Origin of the sequence: Vibrio kagoshimensis, assembly GCF_050337535.1 — a bacterium.
In the GTDB taxonomy this organism is placed as follows: domain Bacteria; phylum Pseudomonadota; class Gammaproteobacteria; order Enterobacterales; family Vibrionaceae; genus Vibrio; species Vibrio gallaecicus.
The window spans coordinates 40129-62697 of sequence record NZ_JAKJSZ010000008.1 but is presented as its reverse complement, the minus strand read 5'-3'; the positions used below and the strand labels follow the sequence as shown (position 1 = coordinate 62697).

General features: G+C 42.3%; 17 protein-coding genes and 7 tRNA genes. 13 read left to right on the top strand and 11 right to left on the bottom strand.

All coding sequences use genetic code 11. The features are described 5' to 3' along the window. Positions 1-127: 127 nt before the first annotated feature. On the top strand, positions 128-685 hold the full coding sequence (locus tag L4C37_RS09050) for a VC2662 family protein (protein WP_273293895.1): 558 nt from the start codon (positions 128-130) through the stop codon (positions 683-685). Positions 686-830: 145 nt separating this feature from the next. Here L4C37_RS09050 and L4C37_RS09045 read toward each other — a convergent pair whose 3' ends face one another. Next, entirely contained in the window at positions 831-1319 is a 489-nt protein-coding gene (locus L4C37_RS09045; protein WP_137374065.1) for an MgtC/SapB family protein, read from the bottom strand. Between the two features lie 336 nt (positions 1320-1655). Between L4C37_RS09045 and L4C37_RS09040 the strand changes: the two genes are divergently transcribed. Continuing rightward, a complete protein-coding gene (locus tag L4C37_RS09040; protein WP_429768377.1) occupies positions 1656-5525 on the top strand; it encodes a DUF6701 domain-containing protein in 3870 nt (1289 codons plus the stop codon). Between the two features lie 82 nt (positions 5526-5607). Here the strand turns inward: L4C37_RS09040 and epmB are convergent, their stop codons facing one another. Further along, complete coding sequence (gene epmB, locus L4C37_RS09035) at positions 5608-6630, bottom strand: EF-P beta-lysylation protein EpmB (RefSeq protein WP_429768376.1); 1023 nt, start codon at positions 6628-6630, stop codon at positions 5608-5610. Between the two features lie 33 nt (positions 6631-6663). Between epmB and efp the strand changes: the two genes are divergently transcribed. Next, positions 6664-7230 carry an elongation factor P gene (gene efp, locus L4C37_RS09030; RefSeq protein WP_137374068.1) on the top strand — a complete coding sequence of 189 codons (567 nt, stop codon included), beginning with the start codon at positions 6664-6666 and terminating at the stop codon, positions 7228-7230. A 301-nt stretch (positions 7231-7531) separates the two neighbouring features. Next, the gene (locus L4C37_RS09025; RefSeq protein ID WP_137374069.1) at positions 7532-8935 is read left to right on the top strand and encodes an SPFH domain-containing protein; all 1404 of its coding nucleotides are present in this window, start codon (positions 7532-7534) and stop codon (positions 8933-8935) included. A 76-nt stretch (positions 8936-9011) separates the two neighbouring features. Here L4C37_RS09025 and frdD read toward each other — a convergent pair whose 3' ends face one another. From frdD to frdA, 4 genes are read right to left on the bottom strand one after another with little or no spacing between them, the layout of a single operon-like run. Further along, complete coding sequence (frdD, locus tag L4C37_RS09020; RefSeq protein WP_137374070.1) at positions 9012-9404, bottom strand: fumarate reductase subunit FrdD; 393 nt, start codon at positions 9402-9404, stop codon at positions 9012-9014. Between the two features lie 11 nt (positions 9405-9415). Further along, a complete protein-coding gene (gene frdC, locus L4C37_RS09015; protein ID WP_429768374.1) occupies positions 9416-9799 on the bottom strand; it encodes a fumarate reductase subunit FrdC in 384 nt (127 codons plus the stop codon). Between the two features lies 1 nt (position 9800). Further along, the gene (locus tag L4C37_RS09010; RefSeq protein ID WP_137374072.1) at positions 9801-10565 is read right to left on the bottom strand and encodes a succinate dehydrogenase/fumarate reductase iron-sulfur subunit; all 765 of its coding nucleotides are present in this window, start codon (positions 10563-10565) and stop codon (positions 9801-9803) included. Continuing rightward, positions 10565-12415 (bottom strand): fumarate reductase (quinol) flavoprotein subunit, encoded by a 1851-nt coding sequence (frdA, locus tag L4C37_RS09005; protein ID WP_429768373.1) that lies wholly within the window; start codon positions 12413-12415, stop codon positions 10565-10567. The genes L4C37_RS09010 and frdA overlap by 1 nt, the downstream gene beginning before the upstream one ends. Before the next feature lie 451 nt (positions 12416-12866). Between frdA and epmA the strand changes: the two genes are divergently transcribed. Next, the gene (gene epmA, locus L4C37_RS09000) at positions 12867-13838 is read left to right on the top strand and encodes an elongation factor P--(R)-beta-lysine ligase (RefSeq protein WP_429768372.1); all 972 of its coding nucleotides are present in this window, start codon (positions 12867-12869) and stop codon (positions 13836-13838) included. Positions 13839-13980: 142 nt separating this feature from the next. Here epmA and L4C37_RS08995 read toward each other — a convergent pair whose 3' ends face one another. The 4 genes from L4C37_RS08995 to rsgA form a co-directional block, all read right to left on the bottom strand. After that, complete coding sequence (locus L4C37_RS08995; protein ID WP_273297290.1) at positions 13981-14868, bottom strand: DMT family transporter; 888 nt, start codon at positions 14866-14868, stop codon at positions 13981-13983. A gap of 141 nt (positions 14869-15009) precedes the next feature. Next, positions 15010-16425 (bottom strand): SLC13 family permease, encoded by a 1416-nt coding sequence (locus tag L4C37_RS08990; protein WP_429768371.1) that lies wholly within the window; start codon positions 16423-16425, stop codon positions 15010-15012. Between the two features lie 320 nt (positions 16426-16745). Further along, positions 16746-17675 (bottom strand): archaetidylserine decarboxylase, encoded by a 930-nt coding sequence (asd, locus tag L4C37_RS08985; RefSeq protein ID WP_372265776.1) that lies wholly within the window; start codon positions 17673-17675, stop codon positions 16746-16748. A 141-nt stretch (positions 17676-17816) separates the two neighbouring features. Further along, on the bottom strand, positions 17817-18872 hold the full coding sequence (gene rsgA / locus L4C37_RS08980) for a small ribosomal subunit biogenesis GTPase RsgA (RefSeq protein ID WP_137374078.1): 1056 nt from the start codon (positions 18870-18872) through the stop codon (positions 17817-17819). Positions 18873-19024: 152 nt separating this feature from the next. On the opposite strand from rsgA, the gene orn reads away from it, so the two are divergent. From orn to L4C37_RS08940, 8 genes are all read left to right on the top strand, one after another. Further along, the gene (gene orn, locus L4C37_RS08975; RefSeq protein WP_137374079.1) at positions 19025-19570 is read left to right on the top strand and encodes an oligoribonuclease; all 546 of its coding nucleotides are present in this window, start codon (positions 19025-19027) and stop codon (positions 19568-19570) included. Positions 19571-19745: 175 nt separating this feature from the next. Next, positions 19746-19821: transfer RNA gene (locus L4C37_RS08970), tRNA-Gly, on the top strand. Positions 19822-19872: 51 nt separating this feature from the next. After that, positions 19873-19949, top strand: a tRNA-Met gene (locus tag L4C37_RS08965). Between the two features lie 59 nt (positions 19950-20008). Next, positions 20009-20084 (top strand) — tRNA-Gly (locus L4C37_RS08960). Positions 20085-20169: 85 nt separating this feature from the next. Further along, positions 20170-20246: transfer RNA gene (locus tag L4C37_RS08955), tRNA-Met, on the top strand. A 58-nt stretch (positions 20247-20304) separates the two neighbouring features. Then, a tRNA-Gly gene (locus tag L4C37_RS08950) sits at positions 20305-20380 on the top strand. A gap of 61 nt (positions 20381-20441) precedes the next feature. After that, positions 20442-20518: transfer RNA gene (locus L4C37_RS08945), tRNA-Met, on the top strand. 77 nt (positions 20519-20595) lie between these two features. After that, positions 20596-20671, top strand: a tRNA-Gly gene (locus tag L4C37_RS08940). Positions 20672-21299: 628 nt separating this feature from the next. Here the strand turns inward: L4C37_RS08940 and queG are convergent. Next, complete coding sequence (gene queG / locus L4C37_RS08935) at positions 21300-22424, bottom strand: tRNA epoxyqueuosine(34) reductase QueG (protein WP_273294444.1); 1125 nt, start codon at positions 22422-22424, stop codon at positions 21300-21302. Positions 22425-22569 lie beyond the last annotated feature (145 nt).

Sequence of the window (22569 nt, the reverse complement as noted above, 5' to 3'; positions counted from 1 at the left end):
CGGTGTTTATATTCAAAAGGCAGTTATGACATTGGTCTAACATGGATGGCTGTTATATAAAGCAAAATAACTATCTGATTGATAATTAAAATATCATCGAATTCAAATAAGTCAGTGGAGACTCCCAATGAAAAAATTACTTTCAGTTCTAGCGATATCTACCGCAGTAGCAGCACCGGTAGCAATGGCATCTACGCCAGTTATGTTTTCGTCAGTGAATGATTTTAATGCACCGGCAGAAAGTAAAGTGTCAGGAGTGCGTGTCGCTGCACTTCATGGTCAAGTTGATGAAGTGAAAGGGTTAGATCTCGCAATTGTGGGCATGTCTGAAACGCAAAAAACCACAGGTGTAAACCTAGGCTTCTTTGGTGCATCAAAAGTAAACCAAGAAATGACAGGTGCATCACTGGGCTTTTTTAACTGGAATACAGGTAAAGCAACGGGTCTTAACCTTGGCGCAGTAAACATTACTAACGATGTACAAGGTGCCAACGTGAGTTTCGTTAACTATTCTGAAGGTGACACTATGGTGGATGTTGGCGCTGCGAATATCTCAGAAGTATCGACGGTTCAGGTGGGTGTATTTAATAAGACGACCAAAATTGAAGGTGTGCAAGTGGGGCTGATTAACTGTGCCGATAACGGCTTTTTCCCTTGTTTCCCTATTATAAACTTTGCGAAGTAATTGATAAGTAAGACAGACTTTTTATACCAAGCTTAGTTATACAAATTTCTGCTATAGAAACTGTATTATAATATTTCGATTACAACAGCTCAGAGATGTTTCTGGGCTGTTTTTCTATGTGCTTTATATGATTGAAGAATAAAGGCTACTTTCTACTTTTCCCTTTCCTCATCCATTTTTGATGGACGCCTCTACGCAGGCTCTGAAAGCTATTTTCAACTTTATCAACACCGAGCAAGATAGAAAGCATCAACAGAGTGATCAAAATAGATTGCTGTAAATGATTCAGTGCGATCATCATGCCTAAAGCCGCTAATACCCAAATAATGGCAGCAGAAGTGACACCATGAATTTTGCCATTTAGCGTCATCATCACACCAGCCCCTAAGAAGCCGACACCTGTAATGATCTGACCAAGTACTCGAGCTTGATCTAAGGAGTTCGGGGACAAACTAATAGCCATCGTTAGGAAGAAATACGTGCCCATGATAATTAGGATGGACGTTCTTATTCCTACTGGTTTTCCTCGGGTCTGTCTTTCAATCCCAATTAGTGCACCACATAGCATGCAAGTGGCTAAAGCCGCCCAGCTAAAAGGGGTGAGATCCAATAATTGTTCAATCGATAGCGACATAGTCTCCTCCAAAGGTCAGCCATTAACTTGTAGCAATAAGAAAATGGGGGAGTATGCAGATATTAGACCCGCCTATCGAACAAAAAATTTTAATCCAGACGATTAAATGACAGTTTTCTCTTTGAGGGAATTTCCGTACTTTAAGCCGTTTTTTCGGTTTTTAAGTTGTATTTACTAGTGGTTTTAGCTTGTTTCATGACTTATGAAGAACTGAAATCATATGCCTCTTTTCTTGTTGATAAAGTTCGCAGAGTTAATGTATTTGTTTGATATATTTGTGGAATAATGGGCTAATCTTATTTAAAAGCTTAATAGAAAGCCTGAGGCTGATCATTGATGGATTTAGTTACCCGATTATTAACTATATTATTGCTGCTAGTAAGCTTTTCAAGTTGGTCACTCGAGCTTGAATACGGTCGTTATAACGTAAATGCTTATTCACATGCTGATTGTATTGATACCGTTTGTCGAATCGATTTTGAAGAAACCTATGCTTCAACTCCAGCAGTCTTTTTTATGGATACAGTCGGCTTTCAAAATGAAAAAGATGCTCCCTCAGCAATTAGGATCTTAACCGTCACTGATACCTACGTTGAGTTTGAACAACAGTATCCGCCAAATTCAAGAGCTCCAGCGGATATGGAGCAAGTACCAATGATGGTCATTGATTATTTAGTTATCGAACATGGTGTGCATGATTTCGATGGCGTCAAAGTCCTCGTAGGTTCTGTTAATACTGCTCGCTACAGAACTAAAATTAACAACTCTGACCCTACTAATAATAGGGACAGTAGGGTCAGAGCACGTTATGCAACTGAATCTTCGAATGAGATACTTTCTTTTTCAAGTATTCCTGCGATCTTGCACCAAGTCCAAACGGTGAATAACCCAGATGATTTATGGCTTACCTCTGTTGTTCCTAGAGTAACGAGGAACAATTTTGATATTGCGTTAGAGCGATTAGAAATAGATGGTAGAAAGTCTTTAGCGAATCGAGATTATCCCCAACAACCAGAAGAAATTGCTTACCTTGCTGCCGTAGGGCAAGGAGAAAAAGATGGCATAAAATTTCAAATCAGAAACCAGCAAACGTCTAGTTCACTAAGTTCAAGTAACCCAGTTACTCAAGGCTGTGAAACTTTTGCAACTTATGATGAGCTTGATGTTGTCCCCGTTATTATAGGAAAGATGAATTCAAGACAAGGTAATAATGGTGCCTTTGTTCGACGATGTCGGCTTGAAACTGCGCGGGCGAGCTTTATGGTTGATGAAGATCAGGACCTTGACTCTGAGCGAGGCCATGTGGCAGAACGAATTGGTTTTATTTTGTTTGAAGTTCCGTTTGAAGTGAATCAATGTACTCAGTTTACTGGGGCAGCTCAAACTTGGAGCTCTGATGGTGAGATTGACTTGGGCACTAGTGTCATTATTGAGGGTTCTGTTCCTGATGGTCGCGTGGGATTTGATAATTTGACTCAACCTGATTGGGGAAGCGGAAACCCTAAGTTCTGTGATGGTTATCGATGTGCCACTGACTCGTCATTAAAAGTCCCCCAATACAATTTTGCTTCTTACACTCCGGGTAATGGTGTATTGAACCCTGCCGATGGGGATGTACTTGTTCCTGGTCAGTACAAAAAAATTAGCATCAAAGGTGGTAGAACGGTCACGTTGAGCAGCGGTGATTATTTTATGGAGGACTTTCTAGTAACCGGAGGAGCAACCGTTCTTGTAAGAGGTGACGTCAGAATCCATTCTCATAAAATAGAGTTGTCAGGAGATTCCTCGGTTAACTACAGCACTGCAGGGGGAGCTGTAACAACGACTCCTAATCAATTGCATTTGATATCTCACGGTATAGACACAAACGTCGACTATTTAAATTTGAACAATAATAACTCGGTTAAGAATGGGGTTTATGTCTCAGGTTCGGCAAAAGCGGCGGCATTTATAATTTCAGAATCACTTATTGATATCAATGGAGGGCAGAGTATTGTTTATGGCGCTGCAGCTTCATTATATTTAAAAATGTATAACACTGGACAGCTACTCGGTGACATTTCCAGTTGTAATGAAGTGTCAGTACAAGAAATGCTTATTAGCCCTACTTCAGCTTCAGAAATTATTGATAGTGCCGTTGCCGTAACTTTTTCCATCGTGGATAGCGAAGGAGCGGTAGATAGTTCAGTCTATGGCAACCTTAACCTTACTCACTCTGGTGGTTCAGATGTTTGCTGGAAATCTTCGGAGGCTGGTGCTTGTATTTCAGATACCTCATCTGTCCCAATTTCAGCGGGTATTGTTACTTATTATTTATATTCAAGCGTTGAAGTTGATGTAAACATTACTGCTACTTGGGTTGAAAAGGACACGGTGACTGACAGTGCTGGAGTTTATTCTTTTGTAAATAACGGCTATGTCTTTGAACCAAGCCCTTTAAGAATGATAGCAGGGCAAGATACGACCGCCACGATTAAAGCCGTAGACAGTAGTGGGAATGTCATTACTGACTATGACGGAGCGAAAGTTTTATCGATAAGTGAAACTTCAAAGATAACCCCCTCCACAGGAACGTATGATGCAACACTATTAACTCAAAATGTAACGTTTATAGCTGGAGAAGCGCAAGTAACCGTTAATTATGTCGATGCGGGGCAAGTAAGCCTTTCGATACAAGAGGCTAGCGATGGGTTTAAGGGAGACATGCTTGTCTATTCAAGACCTCATACCTTTGCAATCTGTAATATCACCTCTACAGGGTTGAATGCTGGTTATAACGGTACTACGACTTCAGGTAATGGTTTCGCCAAAGCGGGTGAGTCATTTAGCGTGACGATTAAACCGGTTAGGTGGTTGGGTACCGCTATTTCTGGCGATAGCTCCGGAGATGGAGATAATGATGTTGTTGCAGATGCACTATGTTCTAAGAGTACGACTCCGAACTATTACACTGATGGAGCTTTGTTTGCTGGGGTTAACATATCTCATGCATTGCATACTCCATCAGGAGGTCAACCCGGAAATTTAGCTGGTGAAGCAACTTATAGCTTTGCTAATACAGGGCAGGCAAAAGATGGTCTCATCATTAATGGTTTGAGCTGGAGTGAGGTGGGTAGTTTATGGCTTCAAGCCGATTATTCTGACTATATGCTAGGTGCGGTAGAGCAAGGCGTTGCGGCTATTGGGCGTTTTTACCCAGATCACTTCTCACTAAAATCTGGTGTGGTAAATGAAGGGCAATCTGACTTCACTTATATGCTTCAAGGATATAGCGCTGCATTTGAAGTTGAGGCACAAAATGCTGCAGCAGCGGTGACTCAAAACTATGAGTCCTTTGCTTATGATATTTTCAATGCGAGCAACAACAACCGCATGACAATACAGCTTAAAGCTATCGATGCGAGTCAAACGTCACCTGCAGAAAATGATCTTACTAGCCGCATTGATATGGACTCGATAGCGACTGGTTGGGAATCTGATTGGTCTAGTGGTACGTTAGGTATTAGCGCTTCTACTTTGATATTCAATAAAATAGAAACATCATCTTCACCGTTAAAAACGACACCTGATGGACCGTATCGAGTACAAATGGGATTGGAAGTAAACTCAGGAAGTATAGATTGTGCCACGATAGGCTGCACCTATTTTGATAGCACCGACGCCTATCGAAATGACGGCTCAGGCGATAAAGATATTAGAACTTTGCCAGAAGAGTTGGATATGCGATACGGCCGAATGCGTATATCGAATGTTGGTGGAAACACAGCTTCCGAATTGCCGGTTCCGCTAACGGTTGAATATTGGGATAGTAATCGCTTTGAAACGAATACACTAGACGATGATAGCGCGTTTAATGGCGCTAATTATTGTAGGACAATTATTTGGTCTGAAGACGGAGCGTCATTAGCAAGTTTCTCTTCTGGGATGAATACTGTAGCCAATGGACTTAGCAGTAGCTTAATGGCTCAACAAAACCAAGTTGGTGATGCAGCACGGGAACAAGTTAAATTATGGCTGCGTATTGGTGAGGCACCTAGTACATTTGAAAACGGACAAAATTGTGTAGGTTCAGATTCTGGTGGGTTGGAGTACTTACATTACAATTGGGATGGCCGTGGGGATGAAAACCCAACTGCAGTTGTAACATTTGGTATCTACAGAGGTAATGATAGGATCATATTCCGTGGTGAACCTGGAATGTACTAAAAGCTTTTCCCCATGTAATGAATAAGTATTAATTCTTATTTTCGCTGTGCCTTTTTAGTGGCACAGCAAGTTCCCCAATGACTCACTCTAAGTGTAGATCGAGTGGCGTCTTACTGGTTCTGCCTCCAATCTCTCTGGTTAGCTTAGGCACTAAATAGCCAGAGACATTTTCAATCAACCCCGAGAACAAATGCTTGGCTTCCGTGTCTGGAATATAGAAGTGCGCCGCACCTTGAACTTTATCTAACACATGCATGTAATAAGGGAGCACTCCAGCAGAAAAAAGGCTTTCGCTAAGATCTGTCAGTGCTTCAACCGAATTGTTTATCCCTTTAAGCATGACTCCTTGGTTTAGGATAATTGCACCACTTTGTTTCAGTTTGGATAGTGCCCCTTTCAATTCTTGGTCGATTTCATTCGCATGATTAATATGGGTAACAAATACAACTTGAAGGCGAGTGCTTTCCAATGTTTCACAAAGCTCTGCCGTTATTCTTGCTGGTATTACAACGGGTAACCGGCTATGGATACGCAATGTATTGATATGAGGAACCGATTCTATAGCGCTGACTAACCAAGCCAGTTCGCTGTCTTTTGCCATTAGAGGGTCGCCACCAGATAAGATGACCTCATTGATTTCTGGGTGCTCTGCAAAGTATTGAATACTGTCTTTCCAAATCGATTTAGAGCCTTTGTTGTCTTGATAGGGGAAGTGCCTGCGAAAGCAATAACGACAGTTAATCGCGCATCCGCCTTTTACTATCATCAGAGCTCTATTCTTATATTTGTGCAGAAGCCCAGGCAGCGCATTATTTTGTTCTTCGAGTGGATCCGCTGAATACCCATCGTGCACTTCAAATTCTTCACTTAATGGTAGAACTTGACGCAACAATGGATCGTGAGGGTTGCCTTTCTCCATCCTCTCAACAAAACTTAGCGGAACTCGTAAAGCAAATAAGTTACGAGCGGCAAAACCTTGCTCCCATGGTGTTGGGTCAATTTCCAATGCTTTAAGCAGTTTTGTCGGGTCTGAGATCGCATTCGATAGTTGTTTGAGCCAGTTTTGCTCAACAGATTCGACTTTTCGGGTTATGATATGCGGCATTGAAATTAACTCAAAGATGTGGAAGAGAAAATCATGGCGTCAGTAAGCACCAATGAATTCAAGGGCGGTTTAAAATTCATGTTAGATAACGAGCCTTGCTCAATTATCGACAACGAATACGTTAAGCCAGGTAAAGGCCAAGCGTTTAACCGTGTAAAACTTCGTAAACTGCTGTCAGGCAAAGTGTTAGAGAAAACATTCAAGTCAGGCGAAAGCTTTGAACTTGCTGATGTTGTCGATATCGAATTAGGCTACCTATACAGCGATGGCGAATTCTACCACTTCATGAACAACGAAACATTTGAGCAAATCGCAGCTGACGTAAAAGCAGTGGGTGATTCAGCTAAATGGCTTGTTGAGAATGATGTTTGTACTCTAACGTTGTGGAATGATAACCCTATCACAGTAACTCCGCCAAACTTTGTTGAGATCGCAGTAACTGAGACAGATCCTGGTCTTAAGGGTGACACTCAAGGTACTGGTGGTAAACCAGCAACTCTAGCAACTGGTGCGGTTGTTCGCGTACCTCTATTCATCGCTATCGGTGAAGTTGTGAAAGTTGACACTCGTACTGGCGAATACGTTGGTCGTGTTAAGTAATCAATTTGATTACAACATGTAGCAATTACAGCTTTTGTAGAAACTGTTTCTTCAAAGTTATGGTTTATAAAGGTTTTGTTGTTAAGAAAGAAAGGTCACTTTGGTGGCCTTTTTTTGTTTTTGTCCCTTTTCTCAGTTTTGATTTTTTAATATATCTATTTATGTGATATTCGGCTAAATCTTATAAATTCCATGAATCTTTCGAATATTCCGTAATGTAATTATTTGTTACATTACCTGTGTTGGCGGTGCATTTTACCTATTCGATTTAACGACATCGTTCAACATAAAGGAAAAAATAATGGAAAATAGAAGCTTAGGACAAAGCCTTAAAGTAGATGAAAGACGTCAATTGCTACACCGTGGTTTAAAATTTGCAGTATTTGGAGTGCCGCTTTTGGCTCTCGGGCTTACCATTAACAGTTCAGTGTTAATGACAGATGCTGGTTATAGCTATGTTCACCAAAACAATATGACGGGTGAACTGGATGTATTCACGGAACCTGGTATTCACTTTCGCATGCCATTTTTATCAAAGATCACTCAGTATGATCAGGTGATCACGGTATCTTTTGGCAATAATATGGGAGAGGACTTTTACCAGAGGCTAGACCCAGTACAAGTTCGTTTTGCGGATACGTATATTGGACAAATCCCAGTCACATTCAGGTTTAAACTCAGTAATGACCCTGAAGCAGTGAAAAAAATGCACCGTGAGTTCCGTAATAACAGTAACTTGATCGATGCTTTATTAGTGAAGAATGCGCGTAATGTGACAGTTATTACCGCAACTCAATACACTGGCGAAGAATTTTTCCAAGGTGGTTTGAACCAGTTCAAATCTAAATTGGGCGACCAATTACGTGAAGGTATTTATTCGACAGAGCGTCGTCAGGTTGAAATTGAACAAATTGATTTAGCTCCCGTCGGAATACAGCAATCGAATGGCAATAAGCTAGAGAAAACCAAGCAGTTAGTGTGGAAAACGGTACCTATTACGGATAAGTCAGGTCATACGATTAGGCAAGAAAATCCGCTTCAGCAATATGGTATCCAAGTGACACAAGTAACGATTGGAGATCCTCAGCCAGAAAAGCAACTTGATCAGTTACTTGCGGATAAGAAACGCTTAGTTGCAGATCGAATTCGAGCGATTCAAGAGCAGGAAACGTCTAAAGCTCAAGCTGAAACTGAACAGTTACGTAAAGAAATTCAACGAACTCGTGAAGTGCAAGATGCTCAACGCCAAAAAGAGTTAGCCATTATATCTCAACAAAAAGATGTTGCGGTTGCTCGTCATATTGCGGAGCGTGAGATTGTTGAAGTCGAGAAAACAAAACATTTGGCTGAAGTTGAGAAAGAGAAAGAATTAGCGATGGCTGAAGCTAATTTGGCGATTCAAAAAGCGAATGCTCTATCGGCGGAATTTGAAGCTAAAGCGATCATTGCGAAAGGTCGCGCTGAAGCGACGATCTTGAAAGAAAAATATGCTGCACTGGGGGCGAACCGAGAGGTTTACCTTGCAGAGCTAAATCGTGATGTGGCAAATGTTTTGTACAATAATTTGCAAAACTTCAAAGTTGAAATGCCACAGAATTACGTAGGCGGAAGCAGTGATGGAGCTTTGAAAAGTAACCTGGATGTGATTACGGCTTTTGGCGCATTAGGTGTGATGGATCAAACTCAGAAAATTACGAAGCAATAACTTAATATTTGCTCATAAATAGAAAGGCTGACGATATTTCGTCAGCCTTTTTTATTAGAGCTTGTACTGAGTGTTATTAAATCATGAAGATGAAAATAACAGACAGCGCGCTAATTAAGCCTGCAAAGAAGTAGCAGCCTACTTTCCCTGCGACACCTGCATGGATCTTTAAGTCGTGCATACCATGATGTAAGCGGTGCATTGCATGCCACATAGGCAGTGCTAGCGTCCCGATAATGAATAGTGCACCAATAATGCTGGTGGCAAATTCAGACACACGCTCATAGCTCATTGCATCAGCATCAATGATTCCCATTGGAACCAAAATACCCAAGACTAAAATAGTGATAGGCGTGATCATGGCAAACCATGTACCACCTGCACCGAATAGACCCCACCAGATTGGTTCGTCTGAACGTTGAGGGTGCTTATTCACCGTATTACGGTCAACTTTGTAAGTACTGTTCATCAAATCGTCTCCTACACCACAACCAGAACAATAAGAGAGATAAACGCGACTGCTGCCCATTGGGTCAGTACGATGATTCGCTTATCAACCAGCTTGCCTTTCAATCGAATCGGCATTACTTGCGGCATCATGCTAAAAAAGGTTTGAGCATGAAGTAGGCTACCAGCAAGGGCAACAATATTAATGCCCACAACTAATGGATTTGCCATGAAAGATAGCCAACCTTGCCAAGCTTCTGGCCCTTTCACTAAACACCCCAAACCAAAGGTCAGGAATATAGTGAATAAGATCAAAGGCAAGACAGTCGCTTCTCGTAGCATGTAGAAGCGGTAGAACGGGTGATTACTCCACCACGTTCTTTTCATCTCACGAACATAAGGTTTACGATTGCTCATCTTACGCTTCCTCCGCCGATTTAACTGGTTTACCGTCTGGCTTAAACATTGAGATTACGAAGTCCATAGAAGAAGCGACTTTACCTTGGTTTACTGCGGCTGCTGGGTCTACCTTTTTAGGGCAAACGTCAGAACAGTAACCAACAAACGTACAGCCCCAAGCGCCATTCTCACCGTTGATCAATTCCATACGCTCAGCTTGACCGTTATCACGGCTGTCTAAGTTATATCTATGAGCAAGAGTAAGAGCCGCAGGGCCTATAAATTCAGGGTTTAGACCGAATTGAGGACATGCTGCGTAGCAAAGACCACAGTTGATGCAACCTGCGAACTGCTTGTATTTTGCCATTTGCTCTGGCGTTTGGATGTTCGTGCCGTCTTCTGGTGTACGATCATTACCAATGATGTAGGGTTTGATAGCTTCTAGGCGCTCAATGAATGGCGTCATATCGACAATCAAATCTTTCTCAATTGGGAAGTTCGATAGAGGCTCAATTTTTAAACCATCAGGGTAGTCACGTAAGAAACTCTTACAGGCTAGTTTTGGCACGCCGTTGACCATGATGCCGCATGAGCCACAGATAGCCATTCGGCAAGACCAGCGGTAAGACAGATCTTTATCTAGGTTATCCTTGATGTAGCCAATCGCATCTAAGACTGACATCGTTTCATCAAATGGAATCTCAAAGCCTTGAAGGTGAGGCTCTGCGTCTTTTTCTGGATCGTAACGCAGAATGTCTACTTTTTGGATACGGTTCGCTGACATTATGCTTTCTCCTCTTCGCTTATCTCATCTTTCTTTGCACTTTCGCTAGCAGACTTTTCAGCTTCTGCGGCTTTCTCTGCGGCTTCACCGTACAAACGAGCTTTAGGTTGAGATTTAGTAATCTTCACGCCGCTGTAATCGATAGTCGGTGCAGAATCTTCTTTGTAGAAAGAAAGAGAGTGTTTAAGGAAGTTCACATCATCACGTTCAGTGCAGTTATCGTCTAAACGTTGGTGTGCGCCGCGAGACTCTTTGCGAAGAATCGCTGAATGCACCATTGCTTCTGCAACTTCTAGCCCATAGCCCACTTCGATAGCGTAAAGCAGGTCAGTGTTGAACACTTTACCTTTGTCTTTGATGCTGATTTTTTTGTAGCGTGCTTTCAGTTCAGTGATTTTGTCGATGGTTGCTTGCATCAAGTCTTCTTGACGGTAGATACCACAACCCGCTTCCATGGTATGACCCATTTCAGTACGAATGTCAGACCAATTTTCATCGCCTTCTTGATTCATCAAACCTGCGATACGCTCTTCAACGGCTTTGATTTGTTGTGCTATAGCGTCTTCATTCCAGCCTTTGAACTCGGCGGCACGTTTCACGGCTTCTTCACCCGCAACACGACCGAATACAACGAACTCAGCTAATGAATTGGAGCCTAGGCGGTTTGCACCGTGCAGACCTACAGAAGCACATTCACCAACGGCAAACAGACCTTTAATGCGAGTTTCACAAGTACCGTTAGTTTCAATGCCACCCATGGTGTAATGAACCGTTGGACGAATTGGAATTGGCTCTTTTGCTGGATCTACGTTTACGTAAGCTTTTGCTAGTTCACAAATGAAAGGCAGACGCTCTTGTAGGTATTCCTCACCAAGGTGGCGAAGATCTAGGTGGACGACATCACCAAGCGGGTGCTTGATGGTGTTGCCTTTTTGTTGTTCATGCCAGAACGCTTGCGACACTTTGTCACGAGGTCCTAGTTCCATGTATTTGTTCTTTGGTTCGCCGACAGGAGTTTCAGGACCCATACCGTAATCTTGCAAGTAACGGTAGCCGTTCTTGTTGACGATAATACCGCCTTCACCACGGCAACCTTCTGTCATCAAAATCCCTGTACCAGGAAGACCTGTTGGGTGGTATTGAACGAACTCCATGTCACGCAGAGGTACACCATGACGATAAGCCATTGCCATGCCGTCGCCAGTTACAATACCGCCGTTAGTGTTGCAATGATAAACACGACCTGCGCCACCAGTTGCAAGAACAACTGATTTTGCTTTGATAGTAACAAGCTCACCTTCAGACATATGAATAGCGATAAGACCTTGGATTTCACCGTCTTCGCCGTTCTCATCTTTTTCAACAATGAGGTCTACCACAAAGTACTCGTCAAATCGTTTGATTTGATCGTACTTCATCGAAGTCTGGAACAGAGTATGAAGCATATGGAAGCCGGTTTTATCCGCTGCAAACCACGTTCTTTCTACTTTCATGCCGCCGAATCGGCGTACGTTAACTTCCCCGTTTTCTTTACGACTCCATGGGCAACCCCATTGCTCCATTTGGATCATTTCGCGAGTCGAGTTTTCAACAAAGTATTCAACAACATCCTGTTCACATAGCCAATCACCACCGCCAACTGTATCGTTGAAGTGGTTATCTAAGCTATCTTCGTCCTTGATTACTGCTGCTGAACCGCCCTCGGCTGCAACAGTGTGCGAGCGCATTGGGTAAACTTTAGAAATAAGGGCTACTTCTAAATCAGGGTTAGCTTCAGCCGCTGCAATAGCAGTACGAAGACCGGCGCCGCCTGCGCCGATGACTGCGATATCTGTGGTGATTACCTTCACAGTTATCCTCCAGTGTGTGATGCGGAATTTTCCGCTTGTTATTATAAAAGCCAATTTAGGGAGAATGAAACAGCGTTAGCCGTTTATCACCCCTAAGCCTTAAGTGGTAGGTTCAGTGTAAGAGAGGAGTGGATTGGAAAAGTTGATGCATTTGGGTTTTTAGGTCGGTAATGCATATGGAGGCATAGAAATTATAGGTTATGTGACTGCAATCACGGCAATGAATTGTTGAAAACGATTAACCCACAGGCGTGGTGTTAACGGCTTGTTGAGTATGATTTTTGTTATCAATGTTGATGTGAAAACTGTATTGATGATTGTATTGTAGAACGTAATTTTCTGGCTTCATTAAAACAATATTTTGCTTTCATTTGTAGAAAGATAGAAGCTTACAAAAGAGATGAAAGGTGGTAATTTCATCGCCTAGAATTCAGTGATATGGAACTTAATAATGCACTCTACATGGCAACCAGCCGCAACCATTAAGCAGTTAAAGCAACGTGCTGATATCCTTAGTCAAATTCGCCAGTTCTTTACAGAAAGAAACGTGATGGAAGTGGATACACCAGCGATGAGTCACGCCACTGTGACGGACGTGCATTTACATACTTTCAAAACTGAATTCGTAGGGCCGGGTTATGCGCACGGTCAGCCACTGTTCTTTATGACTAGCCCTGAGTTTCATATGAAACGACTGCTAGCGGCAGGCAGTGGCTCTATCTATCAGATTTGTAAGTCTTTCCGTAACGAAGAAAACGGTCGTTATCACAACCCTGAATTTACTATGTTGGAGTGGTATCGCGTTGGTTTCAATCATCATGATTTGATGGATGAAATGGATTTACTCTTACAGCAAGTCTTGAAGTGCGGAAGTGCACAGCGAGTGACGTATCAGCAAGCTTTTGTGGATGTGCTGGGTGTGTGCCCATTAGAAGCGTCTATGGATGAATTGAAGCAAGTCGCAGCGCCACTAGGGCTTAGTGACATAGCCGATCCTGAAAAAGATAGAGATACTTTGTTACAGCTACTTTTCAGTATAGGGGTCGAACCTAAGATTGGTCAGGTTATTCCTGCATTTGTCTTTGATTTCCCTGCTTCACAAGCGGCTCTTGCTAAAATAAACGCTCATGACTCACGTGTTGCTGATCGTTTCGAGGTCTATTTTAAAGGCATCGAATTAGCTAACGGTTTCCATGAATTGGACAACCCACAAGAACAGCTTAAGCGTTTTGAAGAAGATAATGTGAAACGGCTAGAAATGGGGTTAGCAGCTCAGCCAATCGATCATCATTTGATAGAGGCGCTAAAAGCAGGTTTGCCTGAATGTGCAGGGGTGGCTTTAGGTATTGATCGCTTAATCATGCTGGCGTTAGGGTACGATCATATTGATGATGTCACAGCGTTCCCTTTCCCTAGGTCATAATTATTTAGCTCATTAGCTCATTAGCTCAATGGTGACTTTTGAGTAACGAGTCTCACTAAAAGCAGACAATGGCAGTCTGCTTTTAGTGTATTCATTATTACTTCTTAATCTCTTAACTTCTTGGCTTTAATTTTACTCTCACTTATTGAACCAGAATACCGGTTCCTACTACTGCAACTATTGCGCCTAACCACGCATAGATATTAGGTCTTTGTTTGGTGTAGTACCAAAGAATAGGCAGCAGCATAATAGGAGTAGTAGAAGAGAGTAACGCAACCATACCCACGTTACCTTCTTGCAGAGCATACAAAATCAAAGTCATACCCACTGCCATTGCTAAGAATCCGTTGATGGCTGTAATACCGAACATTTGCCTATTCATTGGTTTAATAGGAAGTGAGAGCTTCGCCCCTGTTAAACGAAAAAGGGAATGTGCAATAAACGCAGTGATCATCCTAATAGCAGAAGCTGCAACAGGGTCAATATTGGTTTGCATAACAGGTTTAGCAATGATTCCCCCAAGCGCTTGGCAAAGTGCCGCTAGGATTCCTAGGCCAACGCCGATCCAAATTTTCCCTTTAATATCTTCTAGCTGATTTTGAGTTTGCCCTTTACGACCAAAGAATATCGCGGTTAATACACCACTGAATACTAAAGCTGAGCCGATTAGCTCCATGCCTGTCATGCTTTCACTAAAAAGGAAGTAGCCTAATATGGCAGAGAATACGGCATGACAAGAAAATAGCAGACCAGCTTGTCTTGGTCCCATTCGATTCAAGCAAGCAAATAGAGCTGTGTCACCAATGAATATGCCAATCAAACCAGACAGCATCATGGGAGTCACAAGGGCGCTATCAACAGTAGACCAGCCACCAGTTGCCCAGGCCATTGTTGATAGTATGACGGCGGTACAACCCATCCGCCATCGGCTATAGGCAAACGAACCTAGATGCTGAGCGGGCTTTACCGATAATAGGCTTGCGATAGCCCAAAGAAATGCAGCAGCAAGTGCTAGCCATTCAAATCCCATTTGAAAGAGCGTCCATGAGGGGAAAGTAGTGATCCAATATGCACTAAACCACCTTCAGAGCAAAGTGAGATTTGATCTGAAGGTGGTTTAGTTAATCAAAGAACGCAGTAGCCTTGCTGCTCAAGTCGCAGTATTTGAATATTAAGTCAATATGAACAGCGCAAGGTAGACAATTCCGAGTCCGACAAGCCCTAGAATTATCCCCATTTTTGCCATGTCTTTACTTTCAATAAGACCCGTTGAATAGGCTAAGGAGTTAGGCGGTGTTGATACTGGAAGGATCATACCAAGCGAAGCTGAGAAGGCGACAACAACCAGCAACCCTTGTAGCCCACCAATCGCAACTAAGCTTTCCATTGATGCACCAATTGCAGCTGCAATCGGCATTAATAAGTTTGCTGTTGCTGTATTCGACATAAAGTTCGCCATTAACCAACATACAATAGACAGCGTCAGAACAACGGAAGTCGGAGATAAGGATTCATAGTCAATAGCGTGCGCGAGTGCAACCGCAAGCCCGGTTTTATCTAAACCGATACCAATGGCAATACCACCTGCGACTAACCAAAGCACATCCCAGTTAATCATTTTTAGCTCTTCCTTGCCCATGATACCCGTCAGGGTAAAGACAGCTAATGGGATGATGGAAACCACGTAGGTATTCATGCCATGCAGTTTTGTGGTCATCCATAAAATAATAGTAAGAGCAAAGGTGGCGTACACAACAATAGCACGCCAACTTTTCTTGAATTTTCCGTCTAACTTCAAAATCATATTTTGTTGCTGAGAAGGAAAAAACTTTTGAAGCAGGAACCAGGCAATTGTGAGTTGGATGATCACAAATGGCAGTCCCATCATCATCCAAGATAGGAAATCAATGCTGTTTTCACCAGTAAGATACTGCAAAGCAATTGCGTTAGGTGGTGTGCCGATTGGTGTTGCAATACCCCCGGTATTAGCGGCGATTGGAATACATAGGACCAATGCTTTGATACCAATATCGCCTTTGGGTGCAGAGGCGACAATTGGTCCTAATAATGCCAGCATCATAACTGTGGTTGCAGTATTGGACATAAACATTGAAAACACAGCTGTGATTAGCATTAAACCAAGCATTATAAAGCGAGGTTGAGTACCAAATGGTTTGAGTAATACTCGCGCTAGGTTGTTATCTAATTCGTATTTTGAGGCGGCAATTGCTAAGGCAAAGCCACCCATAAAAAGAATGATGATAGGCGAAGAAAAAGCACCAAAGATGTCGGTATATTTGATTAACTCACCAAGGTCATGTCCTGCTGGTGGGTTTCGAAATAGGTGCAAACCTTTATCTGAGATCATGACTAATTCAAGGGCGATGATCAAAATGGAAGTGGCAAATACTGGGACGGGCTCAAGCACCCACAGCAATGCCGCGAGCAAAAATATAGCCAACAAACGATGCTGAATTAAGGTTAAATTCTCAATTGGTATGGAGTCGATAGGCATAAACAGCACACCAAGGGGGATAGAAAAGCAAATCAATAGCTTAATTAAAACGCCAATATCGAGCTTAGGCATGACACCGAGACCTTATGAAAAAATAACTTCAATTAGAGTAAGTTATCTCTGACTTCGGTACTTGGATAAGCGTTATAAAAAATGAAACTCGTTTAATAATTCGTCAGGTGTTTTGTTTTTAGTCAATCTTTTAAGTTGGAAGGCGTGTTGGCTTAAGTCGAAATTTGAGTTGCAATAGGGGGAGCTGAAATTGATATTCCGACTAACTTTTGAATTTTGGGTATAAAAAAAGGCGAGTTATGAAAAACTCGCCTTTCGTGTATCTTTATAATAACGATTAAGCCCAGATAGCTTTAGAGCGCTATGAAAGCATGCTGTTTTTACTCAGCTGACTGAATGTCTTTGCTTTCTTCTTTTGATTCTTCTGCAGCTTCGGCCTGTTTTTCTTGACTAACAATGTTGTGCGCAAAAGGCGTACCTAGTACTGTTTTTTCGCCATTGACCATAGTCTCATCAAACTTGATTGAGTCTTTAGCAAATAGGTTAATAACAGTTGAACCAAGTTTAAAGCGGCCCATCTCTTCACCCTTCTTCAGGATGATCGCATTGTTACCTTCTGCTGGGTAATCCCATTTGTAAACACTGTTCCCACGAGGTGGAGTAATCGTGCCTGCCCATACTTGCTCAATGCTACCAACAATCGTTGCACCAACCAGTACTTGAGCCATAGGTCCAAACTCAGTATCGAAAATACACACAACACGTTCGTTACGAGCAAAAAGGTTTGGTACATTTTCTGCTGTTAATGGGTTAACAGAGAATAGGTCACCAGGGACATAAATCATCTGGCGAAGTGTACCGTCACACGGCATATGCACGCGGTGGTAATCACTTGGAGATAGGTAAAGAGTTGCGAATTCACCATCAGCAAACTCTTCAGCTAGTGCCGCGTCGCCACCTAGAAGTTCACGAGCAGAATAGTCATGACCTTTTGCTTGAATCAGCTGACCATCAGTAATTGGACCAAATTGGCTTACACGAGCATCTGCAGGATGAACAATAACTGAATCACCTTCAGCGATAGGGCGCATGCCTTCTTTGAGTTCACGTACAAAGAATTCATTGAATGTTTTAAAGTGTTTAGGATCGCTGTGCAGCGCTTCATCCATGTTTACTTTGTATTGTTTAATGAACCAGTTAATGATTGCTGTGGTTAAACCGCCCGCTTTTGCAGAAGCTAGTTTACCGACTAGACGAGTCAGTCCGTGTTGTGGAATCCAGTATTGCAATCCAACTTTAATCTTATCCATTGTATTAATTTTCCGATGCTGTTTGTTTTTGATGCTAATCGTTTTTAATGCAAACGAATTAATGACGATTTAGGGCGCGAGATGTTACTTAAAATCGCGCAACTTGTCAGTAAATGCACATGTTTGTTCACAAGAATGCGATTATAGATCCGCTTTCTTACTTCGTGAGTACTGACGGTTATCTTTGTTGTCAGCCATTGTTTCAATAATGCGGTGGTAGCTAGCAAAACGTAAACGGCTAATTTTTCCGTCTTCAACGGCTTCACGCAGAAGACATCCTGGGTCGTCATTGTGTTTACAGTCGCGAAATTTACAACCACCTAGGTATGGTTTGAATTCAATGAAAGCGTCAGTGATTTCGTCAGGTTCTAGGTGCCATAGACCGAATTCACGTACCCCTGGAGAGTCGATAAGATCGCCGCCCGAAGGGAAGTGATACAAACGTGCTGCCGTGGTGGTGTGTTGCCCCAGCCCTGAGTTTTCAGAAACAGCGCCTTCTTCTATGTCTAATGTTGGCATAAGTGCATTCACTAGGCTGGATTTGCCCACGCCGGATTGACCAACGAAAATGTTGATGCGATCTTTCAATTCGGCTTCCAACTCTTTGATACCGTAGCCAGACTCTTTACTCACGAACATCACTTTATAACCGATTTTTTCGTACACTTTTAGCGTTTCGCGGTATTCGCTAATTTGTTGTTCTGTCAGTAAGTCGACTTTATTGAGCACAACTAATGGCGCAATATTCACCGTTTCAGAGGCTATCAAGTAGCGGTCGATGATATTAAGTGATAGCTCTGGTAGTACAGCTGAAACGATAACCATTTGGTCAACGTTTGCCGCAACAGGTTTTAAGCCGTCGTAGTAATCAGGGCGGGTTAGCATTGACGTTCGAGGTTCAACCGCTTCGACAACACCAGAAATACCAGCCATCGATTCAAGCCCAGCACGCCAGATTACCTTGTCTCCAGAGACTAATGTTTCAATGCTACGACGTAAGTTACATCGATGAACCTCATTCGTTTCTAGATCTTCGATATCGGCATGTTGACCAAATCGAGTGATAACAAGACCATGTTTAGTGCCGCCAAGCATATTCTCATCCCACTGGATAGAATCTTCTTTTTTAAGACGTTTGTTCTGGTTACTGCGTACGCGTCGTACTTGACCTTTGGTTAACTTTTTCTTTTTAGCCACAATTTTCCACTTAACACATCTAAATTGATGATAGGGGACTCAAACAAGGTGCTAATTAGCACGACTGCATTTCAGTTGCTCTAAACCTAGTTTGAGTATACATATTTGGGTATAGTACCTCTTTTATACGTAAACAAATAGGCAACTCCCTTATGTCCTTTAGTGATCAGAACCTAATTTGGGTTGATCTTGAGATGACAGGTCTTGATCCTGAAACTCATAAAATTATTGAAATTGCTTCTATCGTTACAGATAGCGAGTTGAATATTCTCGCCGAAGGACCGGTACTTGCTATCCATCAGTCTGATGAAGAGTTGGATAAAATGGATGAATGGTGCACTACTACTCACACTGGAAGTGGCTTAGTTGCACGTATAAAAGAAAGCTCTGTTACTGAGCAAGATGCCATTGACCAAACTATTGAGTTTTTGGAAAAGTGGGTACCAAAGGGCAAATCCCCAATTTGTGGAAATAGCATAGGGCAAGATCGCCGTTTCTTGTATAAACACATGCCAGAATTAGAGCAGTATTTCCATTATCGCTACATTGACGTGAGTACTTTGAAAGAACTTACTCGCCGTTGGAAACCTGAAGTTCTTGATGGTTTTTCTAAAACAGGAAGCCATCTTGCATTAGATGACATTCGTGAATCTATCGCTGAATTACAGTATTACCGTAAAACAATCATAAGTATCTAGTCTGTGTATGGCGAAACCATTTGAGCGAATGGCAAAGAGCATATTGACAGTGCTCTTTTTTGTGTGCTTTTTCAGCAAGTAATGAAATTTTTTCATATTTTTGCATTAAGGACTTGCATCACAAAAAAATGCTCTTATAATTCGCAGCCCTGAACGGCGAAAGACGTTCATGATTGCGATACTAGCTCAGTTGGTAGAGCGCAACCTTGCCAAGGTTGAGGTCATCGGTTCGAACCCGATGTATCGCTCCAATTTCTTTTCGAAGAAATAGTAGTTTCATTGTACTTAACAATGCATCCGGACGCGGGATGGAGCAGTTTGGTAGCTCGTCGGGCTCATAACCCGAAGGTCGTCGGTTCAAATCCGGCTCCCGCAACCACATTACAGTTAAACGTTGGTTTGATGCTTCTTAGCAGACAAGATGAACGGTTAGCTTATGCGATACTAGCTCAGTTGGTAGAGCGCAACCTTGCCAAGGTTGAGGTCATCGGTTCGAACCCGATGTATCGCTCCAAATTCTATTCTTAGAAGCTGTCTCTTTGAGAAAGTGCTCAGAATGAAAATGGTTTAGTCTCATTGTCTTAAACAATGCATCCGGACGCGGGATGGAGCAGTTTGGTAGCTCGTCGGGCTCATAACCCGAAGGTCGTCGGTTCAAATCCGGCTCCCGCAACCACATTACAGCTAAACGTTGATTTGATGCTTCTTAGTAGGCAAGTTTAACGGTTAACTAAGCGATACTAGCTCAGCTGGTAGAGCGCAACCTTGCCAAGGTTGAGGTCATCGGTTCGAACCCGATGTATCGCTCCAATTTCTTTCTTAGGATTGATGTTGGGAATATAGAGTCATTAACTTAAATAATGCATCCGGACGCGGGATGGAGCAGTTTGGTAGCTCGTCGGGCTCATAACCCGAAGGTCGTCGGTTCAAATCCGGCTCCCGCAACCACATTACAGTTGAACGTTTAATACTGTCTTGCAGTAAGAACTTAGCTTCTTAGCAGACAAGATGAACGGTTAGCTCATGCGATACTAGCTCAGTTGGTAGAGCGCAACCTTGCCAAGGTTGAGGTCATCGGTTCGAACCCGATGTATCGCTCCAATTTATCTCTAAGCCCTGAGTTTTGAGATAGACCTATACCATTAGGTCACGCTCTTTCTTTAATGCTGCGAAGCATAATCCCCCAAAATAAACAATTAATCCTCCTTTTCGGTGGATATTTTTGCGTCTCAAATATGAATTAGCAAATGGAATGCTAGTAACTATCAGATCTATATAATTGAATCTGAGGTTTATTCGCACCTGTAAACAGACTTATCCACAAAATCCCCGCTGTGGATAAGTTGGTTGATAAACTTGTTTCAGAGCTAATTATTATTGTCTATATAAAAGATCTTTTTTTGATTCTTGTTTGTTGAAAAAGTAATAATCAAACATAACTGTTTGTTTTTGTTTGAATATTGTGTCAAGTGGCTATTTTTACATTAGAATTTAAAGATCGTTAAGCTCTTGTTTTTTGATCTTAGTCATTTATTAGGAATGTGTTTAACTTTCACGATATGCTTCAATCCCACCAACTTATTAAACCTTTTCCACATTATTGAATTTGAGAACAATATCAAATATTGCAGTATAAATTTGTGCAGGAAAGAGATGTCATTGCGTATGAAGCCATTATCAATTCTGGCTGAGTAGTGATTAACAATGGCGATGTATAAAGACAGGTAGGCTATGCGTCTCTTGGTAGCCCCTTTTCAACAATACGAATCAATCGTTGTTTTTTGCTTGCTACCTTACTTGTACCTGTAGGTAACTGTTGAGACTGTTGCTCTAATGCCCATAAAATATGAACATCTAATAATTCACTTTTTCCTAAGTTACCTTCTAAGGTATCGACGATTCGTTGTTGGTAAGGAGCGTTCCCCATTGCGATGAACAAGTTGCGAAGCCATTGTTGGTGCCCAATACGTCGAATTGCTGAGCCTTCCATCTTTTTCAGGAATGTTGTTTCGTCCCAGCTTGCGAGTTGAACAAGGTCTGAGTCTTGGAAATCGTCTCTACGGTGGAAGTCTTTTTGGATGCTAACTTCAGCGTGTCGATTCCAAGGGCAAACTAGTTGACAGTCATCGCAGCCATAAATCCTATTTCCCATTGGTTTTCTGAATTCCTCAGGGATAATTCCATCGAATTCAATCGTAAGGTATGAGATGCACTTTCTAGCATCAACAATTCCTTCTTCGATAATTGCTCCCGTAGGGCAAGAAGTGATACAAGCTGTGCACTTCCCACATTCATCAACGCTTGGTGTGTCTACCGGCAATGGGATATTAACGAGTAGCTCTCCGAGGAAAAACCAAGAACCTGACTCTTTATCTAGAATTAAGGAGTGTTTACCTGTCCAACCTAGTCCTGCCTTTTGCGCTAGTGGGCGCTCTAATATTGGAGCAGAATCAACAAAAGGACGGTAGTCTAAACCTTCCACTTCTTGCTCGATTTTTTGCCCTAGTTTTTTAAGCTGGTTACGAACGAGTTTATGGTAATCGCGGCCAAGGGCATAACGGCTGATGTAAGCTTGAGTAGTATCATTTAGATTAGAAGCAAACTGAGCTTCAGGAGGAAGGTAATCCATTCGAGCACTGATTACTCGAACGGTGCCCGGATGAAGTTCATCAGGGCGTGCTCGCATCATTCCATGGCGTGCCATCCAATCCATTTCACCATGGTAGCCTTTGTCTAACCAATCTTGCAGCGCTGCTTCGTGTTCGCTTAAGTCAATGTCACAGATCCCTACTTTTTGGAATCCGAGCTCTTTGGCCCAAACTTTAATTTGTTCAGCAAGTTGGTCAAGGTTCATGTTGTCAGCTCTGTTTTTATGAGGTCAAACAAAAAATGGGGGCGGATCTTAACGGATCTTGAAGAAATTAACCAGAACTCGCGTACTTTCTTGCTTATTTTTCATATAACTTACATTTGAGATCTTGTCTCTCAAAAGCAACACG